This is a genomic window from Haloferax namakaokahaiae, from assembly GCF_042663225.1.
GTDB lineage: Archaea > Halobacteriota > Halobacteria > Halobacteriales > Haloferacaceae > Haloferax > Haloferax namakaokahaiae.
Genome location: NZ_JBHTAA010000005.1, coordinates 1,343,424 through 1,363,948 on the forward strand (window position 1 = coordinate 1,343,424; position 20,525 = coordinate 1,363,948).

Annotated in this window: 20 protein-coding genes; 5 read left to right on the forward strand and 15 right to left on the reverse strand. The window is 63.9% G+C overall.

What is annotated here, in order from left to right; translation table 11 throughout:
• Positions 1 to 137: 137 nt before the first annotated feature.
• The 4 genes from ACFQJC_RS14710 to ACFQJC_RS14725 all read right to left on the reverse strand — a co-directional run bounded on the left by ACFQJC_RS14710 (position 138) and on the right by ACFQJC_RS14725 (position 3,774).
• Positions 138 to 1,544 (reverse strand): NCS2 family permease, encoded by a 1,407-nt coding sequence (locus ACFQJC_RS14710; RefSeq protein WP_390224741.1) that lies wholly within the window; start codon positions 1,542 to 1,544, stop codon positions 138 to 140.
• A gap of 198 nt (positions 1,545 to 1,742) precedes the next feature.
• A complete protein-coding gene (locus tag ACFQJC_RS14715) occupies positions 1,743 to 2,456 on the reverse strand; it encodes a phosphoribosyltransferase family protein (RefSeq protein ID WP_390224743.1) in 714 nt (237 codons plus the stop codon).
• Positions 2,457 to 2,530: 74 nt separating this feature from the next.
• On the reverse strand, positions 2,531 to 3,061 hold the full coding sequence (pyrE, locus tag ACFQJC_RS14720; protein ID WP_390224745.1) for an orotate phosphoribosyltransferase: 531 nt from the start codon (positions 3,059 to 3,061) through the stop codon (positions 2,531 to 2,533).
• A 170-nt stretch (positions 3,062 to 3,231) separates the two neighbouring features.
• Positions 3,232 to 3,774 (reverse strand): CDP-2,3-bis-(O-geranylgeranyl)-sn-glycerol synthase, encoded by a 543-nt coding sequence (locus ACFQJC_RS14725; protein WP_390224747.1) that lies wholly within the window; start codon positions 3,772 to 3,774, stop codon positions 3,232 to 3,234.
• Between the two features lie 121 nt (positions 3,775 to 3,895).
• Here ACFQJC_RS14725 and ACFQJC_RS14730 point away from each other — a divergent pair, with 121 nt between their 5' ends.
• Both ACFQJC_RS14730 and ACFQJC_RS14735 read left to right on the forward strand, forming a co-directional pair.
• On the forward strand, positions 3,896 to 4,735 hold the full coding sequence (locus ACFQJC_RS14730) for a proline dehydrogenase family protein (protein ID WP_390224750.1): 840 nt from the start codon (positions 3,896 to 3,898) through the stop codon (positions 4,733 to 4,735).
• 66 nt (positions 4,736 to 4,801) lie between these two features.
• Positions 4,802 to 5,416: a DUF502 domain-containing protein gene (locus ACFQJC_RS14735; RefSeq protein WP_390224752.1), complete on the forward strand. Its 615-nt coding sequence runs from the start codon at positions 4,802 to 4,804 to the stop codon at positions 5,414 to 5,416.
• 40 nt (positions 5,417 to 5,456) lie between these two features.
• Here the strand turns inward: ACFQJC_RS14735 and ACFQJC_RS14740 are convergent, their stop codons facing one another.
• Positions 5,457 to 6,395, reverse strand: a complete 939-nt coding sequence (locus tag ACFQJC_RS14740) for a branched-chain amino acid transaminase (protein WP_390224754.1) — start codon at positions 6,393 to 6,395, stop codon at positions 5,457 to 5,459.
• 89 nt (positions 6,396 to 6,484) lie between these two features.
• Between ACFQJC_RS14740 and ACFQJC_RS14745 the strand changes: the two genes are divergently transcribed.
• On the forward strand, positions 6,485 to 7,363 hold the full coding sequence (locus tag ACFQJC_RS14745) for an NAD-dependent epimerase/dehydratase family protein (RefSeq protein ID WP_390224756.1): 879 nt from the start codon (positions 6,485 to 6,487) through the stop codon (positions 7,361 to 7,363).
• A 41-nt stretch (positions 7,364 to 7,404) separates the two neighbouring features.
• Here ACFQJC_RS14745 and ribB read toward each other — a convergent pair whose 3' ends face one another.
• The 3 genes from ribB to ACFQJC_RS18260 form a co-directional block, all read right to left on the reverse strand.
• Positions 7,405 to 8,088 (reverse strand): 3,4-dihydroxy-2-butanone-4-phosphate synthase, encoded by a 684-nt coding sequence (gene ribB, locus ACFQJC_RS14750; RefSeq protein ID WP_390224758.1) that lies wholly within the window; start codon positions 8,086 to 8,088, stop codon positions 7,405 to 7,407.
• Entirely contained in the window at positions 8,085 to 8,798 is a 714-nt protein-coding gene (locus ACFQJC_RS14755) for a DUF120 domain-containing protein (protein WP_390224760.1), read from the reverse strand. The genes ribB and ACFQJC_RS14755 overlap by 4 nt, the downstream gene beginning before the upstream one ends.
• A 205-nt stretch (positions 8,799 to 9,003) precedes the next feature.
• Entirely contained in the window at positions 9,004 to 9,156 is a 153-nt protein-coding gene (locus ACFQJC_RS18260; RefSeq protein ID WP_465261517.1) for a DUF7563 family protein, read from the reverse strand.
• A 183-nt stretch (positions 9,157 to 9,339) separates the two neighbouring features.
• Between ACFQJC_RS18260 and argS the strand changes: the two genes are divergently transcribed.
• A complete protein-coding gene (argS, locus tag ACFQJC_RS14760) occupies positions 9,340 to 11,103 on the forward strand; it encodes an arginine--tRNA ligase (protein WP_390224762.1) in 1,764 nt (587 codons plus the stop codon).
• A 19-nt stretch (positions 11,104 to 11,122) separates the two neighbouring features.
• Here argS and ACFQJC_RS14765 read toward each other — a convergent pair whose 3' ends face one another.
• Entirely contained in the window at positions 11,123 to 11,260 is a 138-nt protein-coding gene (locus tag ACFQJC_RS14765) for a hypothetical protein (protein WP_390224764.1), read from the reverse strand.
• 57 nt (positions 11,261 to 11,317) lie between these two features.
• Positions 11,318 to 13,276, reverse strand: a complete 1,959-nt coding sequence (gene minD / locus ACFQJC_RS14770) for a cell division ATPase MinD (RefSeq protein ID WP_390224766.1) — start codon at positions 13,274 to 13,276, stop codon at positions 11,318 to 11,320.
• Between the two features lie 159 nt (positions 13,277 to 13,435).
• Between minD and prf1 the strand changes: the two genes are divergently transcribed.
• Positions 13,436 to 14,680: a peptide chain release factor aRF-1 gene (gene prf1 / locus ACFQJC_RS14775; RefSeq protein ID WP_390224768.1), complete on the forward strand. Its 1,245-nt coding sequence runs from the start codon at positions 13,436 to 13,438 to the stop codon at positions 14,678 to 14,680.
• Positions 14,681 to 14,755: 75 nt separating this feature from the next.
• Here the strand turns inward: prf1 and ACFQJC_RS14780 are convergent, their stop codons facing one another.
• From ACFQJC_RS14780 to ACFQJC_RS14800, 5 genes are all read right to left on the reverse strand, one after another.
• Entirely contained in the window at positions 14,756 to 15,988 is a 1,233-nt protein-coding gene (locus ACFQJC_RS14780) for an MFS transporter (RefSeq protein WP_390224770.1), read from the reverse strand.
• A gap of 161 nt (positions 15,989 to 16,149) precedes the next feature.
• On the reverse strand, positions 16,150 to 16,539 hold the full coding sequence (locus ACFQJC_RS14785) for a DUF6276 family protein (protein WP_390224772.1): 390 nt from the start codon (positions 16,537 to 16,539) through the stop codon (positions 16,150 to 16,152).
• A 54-nt stretch (positions 16,540 to 16,593) separates the two neighbouring features.
• Entirely contained in the window at positions 16,594 to 17,277 is a 684-nt protein-coding gene (locus ACFQJC_RS14790; protein WP_390224774.1) for a V-type ATP synthase subunit D, read from the reverse strand.
• 112 nt (positions 17,278 to 17,389) lie between these two features.
• A complete protein-coding gene (locus ACFQJC_RS14795; protein ID WP_390224776.1) occupies positions 17,390 to 18,370 on the reverse strand; it encodes a Brp/Blh family beta-carotene 15,15'-dioxygenase in 981 nt (326 codons plus the stop codon).
• A 125-nt stretch (positions 18,371 to 18,495) separates the two neighbouring features.
• On the reverse strand, positions 18,496 to 20,466 hold the full coding sequence (locus tag ACFQJC_RS14800) for a bacterio-opsin activator domain-containing protein (protein ID WP_390224778.1): 1,971 nt from the start codon (positions 20,464 to 20,466) through the stop codon (positions 18,496 to 18,498).
• Positions 20,467 to 20,525: the final 59 nt, after the last annotated feature.

Here is a 20,525-nt window from a genome sequence, read left to right on the forward strand (position 1 = left end):
GACGAGACTGTATCGTCGAGCAGAGTGAAATTGAGGACGAGACAGAGAGTGAGGAGAAAGTTGGACAGCGAGAAGGTGAGGAGAGGGAGACAGCGAGAACGGGAGAAGGGAGGAGAGGGAAAGAGTGAGTGCCGTCGTCAGACCGTGGCTTGCAGCATGCCGGAGGTCCGGACGATGAAGTAGACGAAGAAGGCCGCAGAGAGCGCCCACTGACCGGCGCTGATGTCCTCGTACTCACCGGCGGCGACTTTGACGAGCGGGTAGGAGACGATGCCTGCGGCGATGCCGTAGGCGATGGAGTACGTGAAGGGCATGATGAGGATGGTCATGCCGGCCGGAATCGTGTGGGTGACGTTGTCCCACTCGATGTCGATGACGTTCTGGAGCATCACGACGCCGATGACGACGAGCGCGATGTGCGAGGCGTAGAGTGGGACTGCCGTTGCGAGAGGGATGAGCGCGAGCGAGGCGATAAAGAGCACGGCGACGACAAGCGCGGTGAGACCCGTGCGGCCGCCTTCTTCGACGCCCGTCGCGGACTCGATGTACGTCGTGACCGTCGAGGTGCCGAGCATGGCTCCGGCGGTGGTGCCGATTGCGTCGGCCATGAGCGGCTTGTCGATGTCGGGGAGGTTCCCGTCTTCGTCGAGGAAGTTCGCGGCCTGTCCGACGCCGACGAGCGTGCCCGCGGTGTCGAAGAAGTCCACGAAGAAGAACGTGAAGACGATGAGGGCGAAACTGAACGCCTCGATGCCGCCGAAGCCGGAGATGAACGCGCCGGCGAGCGGCGTGATGTCGTAGGTCGCGGCCGAAGAGCCGGCGACGAGACCCGCTTCGGGCGAGACGACGCCGAACGTGGTGAGCGCCCACCCGATAATCGTCGTCGCGGCGATACCGATAATAATCGACCCGGGGATGCCCGCGGCGTAGAGACCGAAGGTGAGGAACAGGCCGACGATGGAGACGATTGCGACGGGGTTCGACGCGAGGTCACCGAGCGTGAGGAGCGTCGCGGGGTCGTTCACGACGATTCCCATCGCCTGGAGTCCGATAATCGTCAGGAAGAGACCGATACCCGTCCCGACGGCCATCTTGACCGGTTGGGGGAAGATTTTGATGATGGCTTCACGCGCGCCGACGGCGGTGAGGGCGATGAAGATGATGCCCTCGACGAAGACGGCGGCGAGCGCGGTCTGCCACGAGATACCGAGTGCGCCGATGACCGTGAAGGCGAAAAAGGCGTTCAGGCCGAGACCGGGCGCTTGCGCGAACGGTCGATTGGCGTAGAACGCCATCACCAGTGTGGCGATTGCGGCGGCGAGGATGGTTACGACCGCAAGCATCGACTGGACCTGCCCCGGTGCGAATCCGGAGATGATGACGCCGGGTTTGGCGTCCGGAATCCCCGTCATGATGGCGGGGTTGACGACGACGATGTAGGACATCGTCAAGAACGTCGTGATACCTGCGATTATCTCGGTCCCGACCGAGGACCCGTGTTTATGCACGTCGAAGTAGTCTGAGAGGGTTTCAGCGAGCCCCATGATGCACGAGTAAGCATACCTTGCAATTCACACATAAGCATTACCATTGAGAGACCAGAAAATATGCACGTTCGTGGATTGATTTCGGCAACACACAGAATTCACCAACATGAGTGTGACTATTTTCAGCAGTAAACGTTCGAAAATAGCGGGAGAGAGGAGCTAAAGTGCGGCCGCGTCCCCCAGTCGAGAGAGACGTTACTCGAATTTGCTGAGTGCGCCGACCGGTGCGTCGGTGAGTTCGCGTGCGCGGTCGATACCTTCGTCGCCGACGGCGATGAGCGCGAAGACGCCCGCGATGTCGGCGTTCGCCTGCAGTGCGATATCGACGAGGAGTTCTTGCGTCTCGCCCGAGCGAATCAGGTCGTCCACGACGAGGACGCGCTGACCGGCGTCGATGGCGCTCTGCGGGAGGTAGTAGGTGAGTTCGATACCGGAGGCGAGTCGCTGGCGGGATTCGATGAACTCCTCGACGGCCGTCTCTTTCGACTTCTTCGCGTAGGCGAGGCGCGCGCCGAAGTAGCTGGCCATCGCGGCACCGAGGGTGATGCCGTCTGTCGCGGCCGTCAGCACCACGTCGGGGCGTTCGAGTTCGAGCGCGTTCGCCGCGACGGGGGCGATGAGGTCGAGAAAGGACTGGTCGAAGACGACGCCGGAGTTATCGACGTAGCCCTCGTCGTCGAATCGGACGCGGGCTTCGAGTTCGTCGGAGAGTGCGTCGCGGCCGACGCCTTCGACGACCTCGCGGGCGCGTTCGACGCCGGGGAGGACGTGGCCGTTGACGTAGCGATTGAGGTCACCAGCCGGGAGTCCAGTGAGGGCTGCGAGTTCGTCGTAGGTCCGCGTTTCCTTGAGCATCCGGAGGACGGAGACAGCCTGCAACTGGAGTGCGGCTTTCTCTGCTCTGTTCATACCCTCGCATTCGCGTTTGCACAAAAATGAATACTTCGATTGCAGATTGTGCGCTACTTACTCACAGACGTGTATCAGTGGTCGGCGTCCGCCAGCAAGTCGTCGGCGGTGAGGAGCGACTGGAGTTCGATGTTGTGTTCGGCCAGCAACTCTTCTGCGCCTTCTTGGCGGTCAACGACGACGATAACGCGGTCTACGACTGCGCCAGCATCGCGGAGCGCTTCGACGGCATCCACCGCGCTCTGGCCCGTCGTGGCGATGTCTTCGAGCACCGTGACGTGTTCGCCGTCTTCGAGCGCGCCTTCGATCCGCTTGGCCGTCCCGTACTCTTTGGCCTTCTTGCGCGCGATGACGTAGGGTTTCCCGGTTTCGACGGCCGTCGCCGCGACGAGCGGAACCGCACCGAGTGCGACGCCCGCGAGTTTCTCGTCGTCCGCGACGCGCTCTGCGAACGCCTCGGCGATGAGTTTGAGGCACTTCGGGTCCGTCTCGAAGAGGTACTTGTCCACGTAGTAGTTCGAGGTGCCGCCGTGGGACAACTCGAACTCGCCAAACTGGACCGCGTTCGCCGCGCGCAGGGCCGCGATGAGTTCGTCGTTCGCCATGTTGTTTCGAGAGGCAACAGGGAGGCGCTTAAACGGGGCGGTTCGGCTGTAGAAGGTCCAGATATCGTTCCGCGAAGCGAACGAAGTGAGCCTTCGCGGCCCTTTTTTCCTCCAGGTTTTTCAAGGAGTGGGTCGCCGTAGGCGGCCCCGACGCAGAAAAAAGTGGGCGGCTACCAAGGCTCGTTCTTCAAGCCGAGCACGTACGCCCCCACGTTCGTCACCACGTGAAGCACGGGCGTCATCACGAGGACGACGGTGAGAAGCGGGAGCGTGAACGTCGCGGTGAACCACGCAGGCGCGAAGACGAGAGCGAGGACGAGCGCGCCGACGACGAAGTCGAGTTGGTCGAGTCCGGGGAAGGCCGCGCCGCGCTCGCGGCCCGTCCGACGCTTGAGAAACGAGGCACCGATGTCGCCGAGCATCGCGCCGAGTGCGAGACCGAACCCAGCGGCGAGGGGGAACGTCGGGAGCGAGAACCCCAGAAGAGAAGAGACGGTTGGCTGGACCACGTTGAGCGCGAGCGCGACGGCGAGTCCGGCAATCGTTCCCGCGGCGGTACCGCGCCACGTCTTGCCGTCGCCGAGGATGCGACGGCCGTCCATTGTTCGACCACCGTCGATGGGGCGGCCGCCGCCGGCGAGGACGGCGGCGTTGTTCGGAATATAGGCGGGCAACATCGCCCAGAAGGCAGTGACGACGAGAGAAACGACCATACAGATGGGTCTAGCGGGGGACATGTAAGTTCCGACGATTCGATACAGCAGGTCGTCGTCCCGCGATTCTCCGAAACGAGGGATGGTAAGTCTATTATCCGGACGCTTGCAATCGACCAGTATGATTCCGCCCATTGCGAGCAATTTCGTCGCCGGAGAGTCCGAGGCGGCGGCGCTCGACCACGCCCGACGAACGAACGAGGACGGCGTGGCGGTCATTCTGAACCTGCTCGGCGAGCACTACCACGAACGCGCGCCCGCCGACGAGGACGCGGACACGTACATCAAACTCGTCGAAGACATCGCCGACACCGACCTCGACGCGTGTGTCTCGGTCAAGCCCTCGCAAATCGGTCTCGACATGGGCGCAGACGTGTTCTCGGAGAACTACCGACGCATCGCCGAGGCCGCCGACGAGCACGACGTGTTCCTCTGGTGCGACATGGAAGACCACGAGACGACCGACGCGACGCTCGACGCGTTCGAGGAGTTGGCTCGTGAGTTCGACGGCGGGATGGGACTGTGCGTGCAGGCGAACCTCAAGCGCACCCCCGACGACCTCGAACGCCTCTCGGACGTGCCGGGGAAGATTCGACTGGTCAAAGGTGCCTACGACGAACCCGCTGCGGTCGCACACAAGAACAAGGCGAAGGTGGACGAGGTGTACAAGGAGTTGCTGGAGTACCTCTTCGAGGAGTACGTCGGCGGCGTCGCCGTCGGCAGCCACGACCCGAAGATGATATCCTATGCGAAGGAACTCGGCGCGAGGTACGACCGCGACTACGAGATTCAGATGCTCATGGGCGTCCGCGAGGACGAGCAACGAAAGCTCGCGGCCGAGGGCGTCGAAGTCTGGCAGTACGCACCGTACGGCGGCAAGTGGTTCTCGTACTTCTATCGTCGCGTGCGCGAGCGCAAGGAGAACGCCCTTTTTGCACTCCGAGCCGTCGTCGGAATTTGAAAACCGGGCAAGAACCGTCGCCACTAGAAATCCCCTTAAGCCCACGGGTACACCTTCCGCGTATCAATGTCCTCGTGGAGACGCGATTTCGCAAGCGGACTCGTGGTCCTCGTTCCGCTCCTCGTCATTACGTACGTTTTAGCGATTCTTTACAACAGTATCCTCAAGTTACCGTTCATCGACGAGATACAACCGCCGGTGTTGGGCTTCTTCGTCGCCATCGTCGTGTTCTTGATGCTGGTCCTCTCGGTGGGCTATCTCATGCGGACTACCGCGGGCCGATTGCTCGAATCAGGTCTCGACGGCGCGATGAACAGGGTCCCGCTGGTTCGCATTCTCTACAACGCCTCGAAACTCGCGGTCGAAACCGCACTCACCGGCACCGAAGACCTCCAGAAACCCGTCCGACTCGAAGTGTGGCCGGGCGTCCGCATGACGGCGTTCAAGACGGGCAAGAAGACCAGAGACGGCAAGGATATCGTCTTCATGCCCACCGCGCCGAACATCACGACGGGGTTCGTGATGGAAGTCGAACCAGAGGATATCGAGGAGACGGGCGAGCGCGTCGAAGAGGCACTGACCCGGATTCTCTCCGCCGGGTTCGCCGAAGAAGACCACACGAAGAAGTTCGATATCGAAGTCAAAGAAGAGCAAGCGCCGGCCTCGCAGACCGATAGCTAAGCTCTCTCCGCCCGTTTTCGAAGAAAAGCCGCGAATCGAATTACTGCTCGTCCACGTAGGTGAACCACTCTTCGTGGTCGTCGGTCTCTCGCTCCACGAGGTCGAAGAACGCGCTCTGGAGTTCTTCGGTGACCGGGCCGCGCGAACCGTCGCCGATGATGACGTTGTCCACCTTGCGAATCGGCGTGACCTCTGCGGCGCTGCCGGTGAAGAACAGTTCGTCGGCGGTGTGGAGTTCGCCGCGGCTGATGGTCGCGTTGTCGTCAACTTCGTAGCCGCGCTCGCGGGCGAGCGTGATGACGGTGTCGCGGGTGATGCCGTCGAGGATGCTCTGGGAGAGACCGGGCGTGAGAATCTTGCCGTCGCGGACGAGGAAGATGTTCTCGCCGGGACCCTCCGCGACGTTGCCCTCCTTGTTGAGGACGATTGCCTCGGTGTAGCCGTTGCGGCGGGCTTCCTCGCCTGCGAGAAGCGAGTTCACGTAGAGACCCGTCGTCTTGGCGTTGGTCGGAATCTGGCTGGAGGCGTGCTTGCGCCACGAGGAGACCATCACATCGACACCCTGTTCGAGGGCCTCTTCGCCGAGGTAAGCACCCCACGGCCACGCCGCGATGGCGATGTCCGTCGGGTTATCTTGTGGACTCACGCCGAGCGAGTCGTAGCCGTAGTAGGCGATGGGGCGGATGTAACACGATTCGAGGTCGTTGCGGCGGATGACTTCGAGGGTGGCCTCGGTGAGTTCCTCTTCCGAGTACGGAATCTCCATGTTGTACGGCTTGCCGGAGGCATAGAGCCGTTCGAGGTGTTCTTCCCAGCGGAAGATAGCCGGACCGCGGTCGGTCGAGTAGGCGCGGACGCCCTCGAAGACGCCGGTCCCGTAGTGGAGGCCGTGCGTGAGGACGTGAATCTTCGCGTCCTCCCAGTCCACGTACTCTCCGTTCATCCAAATCGTGGACACGTCCATGTCGTCGAATCCCATGTACTGGCTTTCGAAGGCCCCCGCTAAAATCATGACGAACCGTCCATCCGTTCCGCAGACATATTGTCGCCGACGCCCATCGTCGGTGCATGTCCGTCAACTCCGTCGTCGTAACGGGCGGTACCGGCAACATCGGTGCGGCCGTCATCGAACACCTCCAAACCCACGGCTATACCGTCACCAACGCCAGCAGAAGCGGCGGGTCAGTCGTCGCCGACCGCGACTTTCGTACCGACGCGCTGAATCCGGGCGACCTGACCGCTACACTCGCCGCCGTCGATGCAGACGCTGTCGTCCATCTGGGGATGATTTCGACGCCGACGAACGTCCCCGGCCACCGCGTCTTCGAGAGCAACGTCCAATCGACCTACAACGTCCTCGAAGTGGCCGCCGCCCTCGACATCGACCACGTCGTGCTCGCCTCCAGCATGAGCGCCATCGGCGGCGGATTCGAACCCGAGCCGGCGCGAATCGACTACCTCCCCGTGGACGAATCGCACCGCGCGACGCCCTCGAACCCTTACGGACTCGGCAAGCGACTCGCCGAACAGACCGCGGATGGCTTCGCCCGACGTGCGGACGCCCCGACGACCATCACCAGCCTTCGCTTCCCGTGGATGCCGAGCGAGGACGAGGCCCGAGCGACGTTCGCCGAGGCGGACCGCTCGCTCGACGGACTCCGCGAGGCCGGCGTCTTTCACACCGCCCGCAACACGCTGTTTTCCTATCTCGGCCGCGAGGACGCGGCGCGAGCAGTGCGACTCGCTATCGAAGCAGATTTTCAGGGCCACGAAGTCTGCTGGCTGGCGGCCGCAGACACGAGTACGCCGGTCCCGTCGGCGACGCTCGCGCGCGAGGTGTACGATGCGGAGATTCGAGGCGAACTCGAAGGGAATCGGTCGCTCGTCTCGACCGAGAAGGCGCGCCGGGTACTCGGGTGGGAACCCGAGTGGTCGTGGCGTCAGTGAGAAGACGTGGACGAAGTAGGCGTGAGCAGTAGGAAGACGCCCTATGCGAGTTCGTCCAACAGGCTGTCGCCGTCGATAAAGGCGAGGTCGTGGCGGGTGGCGTAGTCGCGGGCGGCCGCGACCGAGAGCGCCGACCCCGACTGGTCGTCCAGCATCTCGCAGACGACGACGGCGGGCGGGAGGTCAACCTCGTCGGCGAGGGCGAGACCGAGTTCGGTGTGACCCTGCCGGTCGGAGAGGAGGTTCGGCGCGCCGCGGAGGAGGTGAACGTGCCCCGGTGCGCGGAACTCGTTGCCGAAGTCGTCGGCGTCGTAGTCGCCGGCGCGGGCGGATTCGGCGACCGGTGCGAGGCGAGAAATCGTCATGGCTCTGTCGCGGTCGGTGATACCCGTAAAGGAGTCGCGGTGGTTCACGGTAAAGGAGAACGACGAGCGCGAGTCGTAGGCGAGGTCGTGGGCGGCCGTCGCCGGGTGGTCGAGCACGTCGTCCATGAACGGCAGCGAGAGCGCGTTGGCCACGTCGTCGGCGAGGGCGACACAGACGAGTCCGCCGGCGTCGTTGCGCATGCGAGCGACGGCGGCGGGGTCCACGGCGGCCGCGGGATACACGAGGTCAGTCTCGCCTTCGCGGTCGTCGAAGTCGTGGATGAGCACAGGTTCGCCCGCGCCGAAGGCCGAGCGGACCCGTTCGAACGTGTCGCGGTCGGTCTCGGTCGCGCGACTCATTCGGACTCGACCTCCTCGACGCGAACGGTAATCGAGTCACCGTCGGCGAGGTCGAGTTCGTCGCGGAGTTTGTCGGGCGCGATGATTTCGAGTTGCGACTCGTCGTGATGGGTGCGCTCGGGGACGATGATGTGGACGGGTTCGTACGTCTCGCCGTCGGCTTCGAGGTGGGCAGCATAGCAGGTCGCCGGGCCGAACGTCCGCTCGTCGTCTTCCCAGCCGTCGATGGGGACGGCATCGAGCGACGACATCCCCGCGCGGGCGTGGATGGCGTCGTCGCTCAGTTCGACGTTGAGCGTGCCGGGGAACGGTTCGTAGCCGAGTCGCTCGACGAACTGTTCCATGTAACCCGACAGCGAGATGTAGTGGCGACCTTCGCCCATGCCGCCGGTGACGGTGCCGTCGAGCGTGACCGTCGAGGGCGTCTCGAAGATGCGACGGTAGTCGGCGTACTCCGTGCGGAGCGCACCCTCACCCGCCTCGGTGATAGTTATCCACTGGCCGTCGGAGACGACCTCGCGGTCGATGAAGTCGGCTTCGTCGAGCTGTTGGAGGCGACGGGATGCCGTCTGGTTCGACACATCCAATCTGGTAGCGAGACCGGCACAGGAGACCTTGACCGGCCCGGAGCGGCCGCCGTCGAGGGCGATGAGTTTGAGCGTGGCCAACTCGTCGTAGCCAACCACAGCGGCGACTGCCGATTCTGACATATCTCACTAGTTGGCTGCATCGGCCATAAGCGTATCGTAAATGAGATGCATTCCAGAAATGGAATGGAGACAGCGTCGATGACGTTCCGCTTCCGATGTCGTTCTGGTACAACGGTTCGTCGCGTCGCTCCTAAGTCCGTCGGTTGCAGCGAAAAGGGAACGGCAGGAGAAGGAACGGCAGGAGAAGGTACCAGGGTGAGTGGGGTTACAGGAGACTCGACCGTCGCTGGGCGCTCATAACCGAGATTCCTTCGTTCGCCGAGCAGTTCGGACAGGCGTAGACGTTGTCATCGTCGTCACCGAACACTCGAACGAAGTTTACGGAAACGAACGACTTGCAGTAGGTACATCGACTCATTGGTGGGGTGGGTCGAAGGGGCGGCAGGTGCCCCATCGCACTTCAAGAAAGGTGAGCGACACAAATACCGATACTACCTAACTAGTATGGTACGAGTGGACGGACCACGAGATACCCTCCGCGAGTGCGCATCCGCCGACCCGTTCGGAAAGGCCTTTAGCCGACTGCCGTGAACCCGCGTGCATGTTCAGACAGTTCCGCGAGGAGGTTGAGACGGCGCTCTCTGCGGCGCTCTCGTCGCTCGACCTCCCCACCGACGACCTCGGAGTCGAAGAGCCACCGGAGGACGTGCCAGCGACACTGGCCTCCAGCGTGGCGTTCCGACTCGCGGGCGTCGTCGGCGCTCCACCGCCGAAGATTGCGAACGACATCGCCGACGAACTCTCCATCGAGGGCTACGACTACCTCGGCGCGGTCGATACCCAAGGCCCGTACGTGAACTTCCACGTCACCGACCGGTACTACGACGACACCCTCGAAGACGCCGCAGACGACACCGACTACGGCCACCTGCCATCGACCGGCGACAGCGTCGTCGTCGAACACACCAGCGCGAACCCGACCGGCCCGGTTCACGTCGGCCGTACCCGCAATCCGGTCATCGGTGACGCCGTCGCCAACCTGCTCGAATTCGCCGGTAACGACGTCGAACGACACTACTACGTCAACGACGCCGGTCGCCAGATGGCCCTGTTCACGTGGGCCTACGAGACCTTCGACGAAGCGGACCTCGACGGCGAACCCGAGCGCGACCGCATCGAGTACGACCTCGTGCGCTACTACCGCAAGGGCAACGCCTACCTCGAAGAGGCCGACGCCGCGGACGCTGAGGCCGCTGAAGCGAAGATTACGGCCATCCTGCAGGGTCTCGAAGAGGGCGACGAGGAGGTCTACGCCCGCGTCGAGAACGTCGTGGACCAAGTCCTCGGCGGCATGCGCGAGTGTCTCGAACGCCTCCCCGCGGAGTTCGACGAGTTCGTCAAAGAGACGCGGTTCATGTTCGACGGCCAGACCCGCGACGTCGCGGACCGCCTCAAAGAGACGGAGAACGCCGTCTACGAGGAGGACGCGTGGCAACTCGAACTCGACGACTACGGCTTCGAGAAGAACCTCGTCTTCCTCCGCTCGGACGACACCTCGCTCTATACGACCCGCGACCTCGCGCATCACGAGTGGAAGTTCGACAACTACGACCGCGCCGTGACCGTCCTCGGCGAGGACCACAAACTCCAAGCCGGCCAACTGCGCGCCGCACTGGACATCCTCGGTAACGACGTGGACAAACTGGAGAACGTCATCTACTCGTGGGTCAATCTCCCCGGCGGCGAGACGATGTCCACCCGCGAAGGCACCGGCGTCATGCTCGACGACCTGCTGGACGAGGCCATCGCACGCGCACGCGAAGAAGTCGAGATGCGCATGGAAGACCGCATCCGCGACGACGACCTCACGGAAGCCGACATCGAGCGCATCGCCCGCCAAGTCGGTATCGGCGCGGTTCGCTACGACATCGTCTCCAAACAACCCGCGAAGGCCATCACCTTCGAGTGGGACCAGGCGCTCAACTTCGAAGCCCAGTCCGCGCCGTACATCCAGTACGTTCACGCGCGCTGTTGCGGCATCGTCAACGAGGCGGACGCCGCCGGCATCGACGCGAGCGACGTGGACCCCTCGGTGCTCGACACGCAGGCCGAACGCGACTTACTCCGCGTCATCGCGCGCTTCCCGGCAGCTATCGAAGTGGCGGCCGACGACCTCGAACCGCACGCGATTGCGACGTTCGCCCGCGAGTTCGCAGAGGTGTTCAACAAGTTCTACCGCGAGTGCTCGGTGCTCGACGCCGAACCCGAGGTCGGCGCGGCACGACTCGCGCTCGTCAAAGCCTCTCGCAACACAGTGGCGAACGCGCTGTCGATTCTCGGCGTGGAAGCCCCGAACTCGATGTAACCGCGTCCGAACGATTTTTTCAGAACAGAAGTGGGAGCGACGCCAGTCCCGAGATGAGCGACCCGCCGACGGCGAGGACGGTCACGCCGCCCGCGCCGAGCGCGAGGAGTAGGAAAAGCACGATCCACCAGAATGGTATCGAATCGGATTCTGCCATAGGTGGCCGTTCCACAGACGCAAATAAAAGGTCTCTCGTTTCGTCGAGTCAGCCAGATTAGCCGAGGAAGCGGCTGAAGAAGCCCTTCTTCTTCTCTTTCTTCTCTTCCTCCTCGAACGATTCGACCTCTTCGACGAGCGACGTGGTGTAGACGCCGTCTTCCTCGTCGTCTTCCATCTCGTCGCGCTCCGTTTCGTCCCCCTCGTCGTCGCGGTCGATGACCTCGGCTTCCGACTCGGTCGGTTCCGCCTCGGCGACGAGCGGTTCGTCGTCTTCCTCTGCGGCCTCGATGACCGGTTCGTCGGCCGTCTGCGGTTCCGGGTCAAACGCCGGTGCGTCGTGTTCGACCTCGGTCGCGGCCGATTCGTCCGCGTCCGTCGCGGGTGCAGGTTCGGGGTCGTGAGGTTCCTCGATAGTCTCTTCGGCGGGGTCGCCGGTGGTCACTTGGACGGGTTCGTCGGCGGTCGCTTCGGTGACCGATTCGGAGTCGGTCTCCTCGTGGAGCGGTTCTCCCATCGGTTCGGCGTCGGCCGCCAGCGGGTCCTCGTCCATCGGCTTGACGGTCTCGGACTCCCGCGACTGGGACGAACCGCCGGTCACGTCCGACACGTCCACCGAATCGGCGAGCGAGTCCACGTCCTCGCCCGAGTCGAGCGGGTCGGCCGCCAGCGGGTCGGTCTCCGTCTCCACCGTCGTCGGTGACGGTTCGGCCAGCGGGTCGTGAACCGGTTCCGAATCGGCCGACGCGCCTCCAGACTCGACGGGGTCGGTCGCGTCGGCGGGGTCGTCAACCGGCGCGTCCGCCTCGTCGCCCGCAGGCTCGGAGTCGGAACGCTCCCCGGAGGAGAACGGAATCGCGTCAGCGTCGGGTTCGTCGTCCTCGTCGTGCGAATCCGGGTCCGAGTCGAACGAGAGAGACGGTTCGTCGGCGGGGTCGGAGTCGGATTCGACAGGGTCAGGGTCCGGTTCGAGTGTAGTCGAAGCAGGTTCTGCGACCGGTTCGGATTCGGTCGGGTCTCGCTCTGGTTCCGAATCCGATTCGGGGTCAGTTTCGACAGGTTCCGGGTCAGAGATGACAGGTCCAGTGTCGCCTTCGACGACCGGGTCAGCGTCGGCTTCGAACGCCACGTCCGGTTCGGATGTCGATTCCGACTCGGCGGGGGCGGCAGAGTCGGTATCGTCCGGTTCTGGGTCGGTCGGAACGACAGTCGAGTCGCTCCCGGGGTCGGGCGTCGGCGCTGGTTCTGGGTCGGATGGGGTCTCCGTTTCCTCGGTGGGAGACGCCGCGTCCTCGTCCGACGACGGTGCCGGGACGGGCTGGCCGATGAGGGCTTCTGCGAGCGCGCGGTAGCCGGCCGAGGCGATGCTGTCGGGAGAGCGAAGCACCGCGGGGGCCTGACTGTTGAGCGCCTCTCTGATTGCGGAGTCCTCCGGCACGACGGCGATGACGCCCGCGTCGAGGCGCGAGGCGACTTCGTCGGCGTTCGGATTCGTCTGGTCCACGCGCGTGAGGACGACGCCGACCGTCTCGGCACCGATTCGGTGGGCGAGTTGTCGCGTCTTCTCGGTGTCGCCGAGCGAACTGCGCTCGGTCGTCGAGACCAACAGCACCTCGTCGGCGAGTTTCATCGGGACGAACGTGTCGTTGCTCAGCCCCGCACCGGTGTCGATGATGATGATGTCGTACTGGTCGTGGAGCGAGGGGATAATCGACTCCAGCCCCGTCGATTCCGCTTTGGCGAACGCTTCGAGTGCCGGCGAGCCCGGGAGCACGTCGAGACCGGCGGGACCCTCGTAAATCGCCTCAGAGACCGGCGAGTCGCCGGTGAGAACGTCGTGGAGGGTCGCACTGTCGGGTTCGACGCCGAGTGCGGACGAGAGGTTCGGCATGCCGAGGTCGCCATCGACGACGAGGACGTTGTGGTCGGCCATCGCAAGGACGGTCCCGAGGTTGGCTGTCGTGGTGGTTTTTCCAACCCCGCCCTTCGCGCTGGCGATTGCGTAGACCCGTGCCATGTTCCTAATGTCGAAATTCACCCGTGACAGGCACATAAAGGTTCTCCGACCCCGCCCCCGAAGGGTTTCGACCCCGAAATCACCCCGAACGTGGCGTATGATACCGAGAGACGTGGCCAGTCAAAGGTTACTTAGCCACTGGCCGGACTAGGTTGTGTAATGAGTAGCGACGCCGAGGAGGCGGGTGAAGAACGCCGGAAGTACGAGTTCAAGAAGGTCATCGAGGACCTCAAAGAGTACGAAGGCTCCGGCACCCAGCTCGTCACCATCTACATCCCCGAGGACAAGCAAATCTCCGACGTGGTCGAACACGTCATCACGGAGCACAGCGAGGCCTCGAACATCAAGTCGAAACAGACGCGGACGAACGTCCAAGACGCACTGACGAGTATCAAGGACCGGCTCCGATACTACGACAACTTCCCGCCAGAGCGGGGTATCGTCATGTTCTCCGGGGCGGTCAACTCCGGCGGCGGCCAGACTACGATGGTCACGAAGGTGCTCGAAAGCCCGCCCGAGCCGATTCAGTCGTTCCGGTACCACTGTGATTCGAACTTCCTCACCGGGCCGCTCGAAGACATGCTCATGGACAAGGGCCTGTTCGGTCTCGTCGTCCTCGACCGCCGCGAGGCGAACGTCGGGTGGCTGAAAGGCAAACGCGTCGAACCGGTCAAGAGCGCCTCGTCGCTCGTCCCCGGCAAGCAGCGAAAAGGTGGCCAGTCCGCCCAGCGTTTCGCTCGCCTGCGTCTCGAAGCCATCGACAACTTCTATCAGGAAGTCGCGGGCATGGCCAACGACCTGTTCGTCCCCAAGCGCCACGAGATGGACGGCGTCCTCGTCGGCGGTCCGTCGCCGACGAAAGACGAGTTCCTCGACGGCGACTACCTCCACCACGAGATTCAGGACCTCGTCGTCGGCAAGTTCGACGTGGCCTACACCGACGAATCCGGTCTCTACGACCTCGTCGATGCCGGCCAAGAGGCCCTCGCCGACCAGGAGGTCATCAAGGACAAGAAACAGATGGACGAGTTCTTCGAGAAACTCCACCGCGGCAACGAGTCCACCTACGGGTTCGAAGCGACGCGCAAGAACCTCGTCATGGGGTCTGTTGACCGACTCCTCATCTCCGAGGACCTCCGCAAGGACGTGGCCATCTTCGACTGCGACGGGCAGGAGGAGTACGAACTCATCGACCACCGCCACAACACGCCGACCCACGAGTGCGAAGACGGCAGCGAGGCGGAACTCAAAGAACGCGAAGACGTCATCGAGTTCCTGATGAACCTCGCCGACCAGCGCGGCACCGAGACCAAGTTCATCAGCACGGACTTCGAGAAAGGCGAGCAACTCTACGACGCCTTCGGCGGTATCGCCGGCATCCTTCGCTACTCCACCGGCGTCTAAACACCCTCTCCTCGGCGTTTTTCTCCACCACGACGCGACACCGACAGGTCTCTCTCTGACGACGCCGACGTCCGGTCACCGGACGTTCGGAAGGAAGTGACCGGTCTCTCGTCGGACACCGACGAGCAGAATCCCGGCCGCGACGACGGGCAAGAGCGCGCACGCGAAGTAAATCGGCGCGAAGCCGATAGAGTCGAGCAACGGGAGCGTCACGATTGGACCGAACCCGCCGCCGATGTCGCCGAACACGTTGCTCGTTCCGACGGCGCGGCCCATCTCCTCGTCGGGGACGAGGTCACCCAAGAGCGCCATCAACGGCCCGCTCGTCCCGCCCTGTCCGACGCCGATGGACAGACACGCGAGCGCGAGCGACAGATTCGAATCGGCGAGCGTGAGCAGGACGAAACCGAGCGACGTCGCCCCCAAGAAGAAGAGGAGGGTCGGGATGCGCGACCCGCGCTGGTCGCTCACGTAGCCGCCGAAGTACATCGAGACGCCCGCGGCGACGACGGTCAGGCCCATGAAGATGCCCGACGAGCCTTGGGCGTCGAATCCGAGGACGCTGAGGTCCTTCTGGCCGAGCAGCAAGACGAGCGTGGCGAACAGCGCGCCGATGTAGACGAAGAGCACCGAGAAGTTCACCAGTCCGACCGTGAGCGCCGGCAGACTCGTGTTGATGTCCCACGGCTTGACCGATTTCTTCTGTTCTCCTTCGACGTGCGTCTCGGGGACGGTCACGTACGCGACGAGACTGGCGAGAAAGGCGAAGGCCGTCGCCACCGCGAAGGCGGTGAGCGTGGAGGTGAGTTCGCTCACGATTCCGCCGATAACGACGCCCGTCGGGAAGCCGAAGAGGACGCCGCCTCTGATGAGTCCCATGTTCGTCCCCCGCGAGCCATCGTCGCTCACGTCCGCCGCGATGGTGTAGGCGGTCGCAAAGACGAGCGCGCTTCCGACACCCCACAGCAGTCGCGCGGCGAGAAACCACGCTTCGGGGAGCGGGGCGACCATGGCGAGCACGTAGCCGAACGTGGCGAGTCCTTGGACGAACATTCCGACGACGAAGGGCGTCCGCGTGCCGATTCGGTCCACGAGAGTCCCGGCCGGGGCGTTTGCGACGAGTCGTGAGAACCGGTTCGCGCTCAGGATGATGCCGACGAGAAACGGCGAGATGCCGAGGACGGCACCGAGATTCGGCAGAATCGGGAAGATGACGCCGCCGCCGAATCCGATGAAGAACGTGCTGACGATGACCGCGGCGAGGACGACTCGCGTCCCGTCTGCAAAACCACCGAATCGACCGTTCACACTCACCATCGCCGCCTGCGAGGCACTCTGAACGTGACCCAGAACGTAGTTGCTGTGCGATTCATCTCGTCACTGCTTATACGAACGCGGTGAAATGGGTTCGGAAACTGTGCTCGTCGTCTCGGTCGGCGTACCGAGTCGGATCACACCTCGGTCGAACCTCAGGCGTCGAGAAACGAGTCTAGCTGAGCGTGTCGCCGCGCGACGTCGAAGTGCGCCTCGGGGACGGACTCGGCGAGCCTATCGAGCGCGAGGTGTACGTCCACGCCGTCTGCCTCGGCGTATTCGAGACACGTGACGATGGCCGCGCGGTTGAGCGCCAGCGAGTCGAGCATGCCAATCACGAGCGCCAGCGCCGCGCCGCCGTCAGTTGCAGGGACGATGTCGGCGAGCGAGCGATTCGAGTCGGCCGTCACCGGGTCGTCGCTCGCGTGCACGCGAAGACAGTCTCCACAGAGCGACACGCGCTTGGCGTCGTCGGGCGCGTACGAAGCGATGTCGTCGGGGACGGCGAAGACGGCGGTGTCGCCGTCGCACTCGGAGCAAGACATACCGCTGGCTACGCGGCGGGGTGTGAAAATCGATTTGGAGAGAGATAGAGAAACTCAGTTCGCGGCGGCGGCTTCTGCTTCCGCTTCGGCGGCCTCGCGGGCTTCCTTCTCTTCTTCTTCCTTCTTCGCTTTGATCTTCTTCAGACGGAAGATTTCCTCGCGCTCCTGTTCTTCGAGTTTCTGCTCGATGTACTCCTGATTCTCGTAGAGTTCGGGCAGGAGTTTGAATTCGAGCGCGTTGACACGGCGCTTGGTGGTCTCGATCTCTTCGAGCATCTTCTTCATCGCCGTTTCGACCTCTGCGGCGAGGATAATCGCTTCGAGGAGTTCCTCGTAGGCGTCGGCGGCCTCGTCGATTCGGGCCGAGGAACCGAGCAGGCCGTAGCCGCGCTGGTCGAGGCTCTTTTTCACGCGCGAGGACTCGATTTGCGGGACGACGACGCCCATGATGTTCTTCGACTGCGTCGTAATCTCTGGGTACTCCTTGAGCGCGGCGGCGGCACCGCGAACGGCGACGTCGCCTTCCATGGCGCGCGCCATGTTGATGGTGTCCTGTGCGTGGTCGTAGGCCCCGTTGAGGTTGGCGCGAACGTCCTGCGCCTGGTCGAGGATGTCCATGAATTCCATGATGAGACCGTCTCGCTTCTGTTCGAGCGTGTCGTGACCTCGCTCGGAGAGTTCGATGCGATCCTCAATCGCCATCAGGTTTTTGCGAGTCGGCTTGACGTCTTCGGCCATCGTTGACGGGGGTTGTTCTTCTGTGGTGTTAATCTTTTACTGTCGCGCTCGCGCGTGTGACTCTTTCAGGACGAAACCGAGGGCGAACGCAGAGCGACGGTCGGGGCGACTCTCACCAGATGTGCTGTCGCTTGTCGAGCCACGTGACGATTATCGTATGCGGGAGGGTGAACACGGCGAGCAACACGAGATACGCGCCCGCGAGGTCCTGCATCGACCCGAGGTGTGCGGGCACGGCCACCGCGAGCACCGCGAAGATGACGAGCGCACCGAGAGTCATGGGGAGGGCGTCGTACCCGAGTGTCAGTGCCGTCCGCCAGACTCGCCCTTCCCGAAGCGGCCCGGCGGTTCGGTCGTCGAGCAGCGCAATCCGCGCGAGGTGGCGCGTCGAGTGCCACAGCGGGAAGTACACGCCCAGCGCGACGATAGGCGGTAAGACGACGAACAACAGGACCAACAGCGCCGTCTCGGTGAGGTCGTAGTACCACGACCGACGTGCCTCGGCATCGGAGACACCGAGTCGGCCGGCGGACAGCGCCGTCAACACCAGCGCGGTGAAACCGAGGCCGAGGGTGATTCGAAACGTCGGTGCGGTCAGCCACGCGAGCGAGATAGTCGGGTCGAACAGTCGTACCACGGCCACCGCGGCGTCTCGATACGTCACCGGGTGGGCGAGAATCGGGACGACGAGGGGAATCGCACCGCGCGAGGCCGCCGCGAACACCCGTTGAAGTCGCGTGTCGAGATGGGTTCGTTCGACCAACAGGACCATCGGAAACAGGTCGCCAGTCCCCCAGTGAATCCACGTCAAGAGGAGGAACGCGACGAACGCGGCGGTCGGTGCGACGAACCAGACGATTGCGTAGGAGATAGCCAAGAGCGAATACAACGCACCACCGACCGCGAGCGTGCGCAGCGAGAGGTCACGGCCGCGGCCACGAGACAGGGTGACGTGGTCGAGACCCCCGTGCGGGAGTCCGAAGACGACGATGCTCAAGAGAAGCGGAACGTACCGCAACTCGGTCGAGAGCGTCCCGCCGATTGCCCAGAGCGCGGTCGCGGCGGCAACGACGAACCAGGTACATTCGAACATGAACCACGCGACACGGCGAGTTGCGACGGAGGACGGGGTTTCAGGGTGTGCTGTGACGGCCACAAACAGGTCACTCGGGAGACAGAACGAAGTGGGAGAATATAAAGCGCACAGTCATATCGTGGCTAGCTCGGGCTAGCTTCGAAGAAATGCGAGACGAGCTTTCGCTCTGCCGCCCGTAGGTGCTGGTGGTACGTCGCCCGCGAGATATCCATCGTCGCGGCGAGTTCGTCACCGGTGATACCGTGTGGCCACTCGAAGAAGCCGCCGAGGTACGCGACTTGGAGGGCGGCGTGTTGTCGGGGGGTCAGTTCGTCACCGAGTTGTGAGACGAACTCCCGGCGGGTCTGCGGCGGGGTCGCTCGCTCGCGGACGGCCCGAAGTTCGATACCCCCCTCCGCCGCCCGAAGGTCGCCGAGCAGTGCGCGTCCGACGGCGCGGTCGGGGACGACCACCGTCACTCGGCAGCCATCCGCGTCGGCCGCGAGGTCAACCAGACGCCCGCCGCTATCGGCGATGCGCTCGACGAGCGAGTCGGGCGCGAATCGGAGTTCGGAGAGACCCGCACCGTCGCGTTGGACGAGGTCCGTCGCCGAACGAACCCCGGCAATAGCGTCGTTCGGACGTTCGAGCGATGCCGGCGGCGTCGTCGAGACGAAGAGGCTCACCGTGCCGTCGTCGTGCGAAGTCAACCCCTCGTATTCGAGACGGCACTCGGCGAGCGACGCGAATCTGACGAGGGGTTGGGCCGAGTCGAGCAGGTCGATTTCGAGTTCGACCACCGCGTTCGACAGCAGCGTGCGCCGACTCTCGAACGCGTCGATGGCCGCTCCGACCGCCCGCCCCAGCGACCCGAAGACGACGTGTACGTCCGAGTCGATGGGACCGTCCTCGGCGTAGACGCACAGGACGCCGTAGAGCGTCTCTCGGTGGACTAACGGAACCGCGATGACGCCCGAATATGGCACGTCTGCTTGGGGATGTATCGCCCCGTCAGCGTCGTACGCGGCCCGGATAGACTGCGTCCTGACGGCCTCGGCGACGGGGTCTGCGTCGGTGCGGTCGATGCGCAGATTCGACAGCGAGTCGGTCGCCGTTCCTCCCCAGACGCTCGGCGCGATCGTATCGGGTGCGAGGTCCAACCCGCCAATCCACGCGCACGCGAACTCAGGGGTCCCGGCGACTCGCTCGCAGACCGACCGTTCGAGTTCGACCCGCGACTCCGCGCGAACGAGGGCGCTGGTCACGTCTTCGAGTAAGCCTTCGATGTGTTCGACGAGGCGCTGGAGTCGCGCACGCTCCGTCTCGACTTCGGCGGCGTAGCGCTCGGCGGCCTCTTCGGCGCGGACGCGCTCGGTGATATCCGTCTGGAAGCCGACGTAGTGGGTCACCTCGCCCGTCTCGTCGCGGATGGGCGCGAGGTCGATACGGTTCCAGAACGACTCGCCATCGCGTCGGTAGTTCAGGAGTTCGACCGAGGCAGGGAGTTCGGCGTTCACGGCCTCTCTGAGTTTGCTGACGGCCGCCGGGTCGGTTTCGGGACCCTGCAAGTAGCGGCAGTTGCGACCCAGCGCCTCTCGGGGTCCGTATCCCGTCATCGACTCGAAGAAGTCGTTGATGTAGACGAGGGGTTGATCCGGCAACGACGCGTCCGCGAGCGAGATACCGACGGGTGCGGCGTCCATCGCGCGCTCTTTGAGGTCTTCGGTGATTCGCTCGCTCGCGGGCTCTTTCTCGCGCCGCCACGCGACGACGCTCCGAATTCGGTCCGGCAGGCGTTCGAAGACGTTCGTCTCGGTTATCGGGACCACGTCTGCCGCGCCGGTGTCGAACGCCGCGGCCACGCTCAGGTCGCCGTCGAGCGGGTGGACGACGACGACAGGCGAGTCGGCGAGTTCGGTGAGCGCGGTTTCGATTTGCGTTCGGTCGTCGCTGGCGACGACGACGCAATCGGGTGGGTCCGTGGCGGCCTCTACGTCGGTAATCGTCTCGACGAAGTCGGGTGAGAGCGGTTCGAGGACGCGCTCGACCCGGTCTCGAAACGGCGCATCCGCGAGCGCGACGACGCGAATCGGGATGCGGTACAAACTGCCCATGACGAGCACACGTCACCGGAGGATAAGGTTCTATGCGGCGACGGCGGCGCTATCGGCGA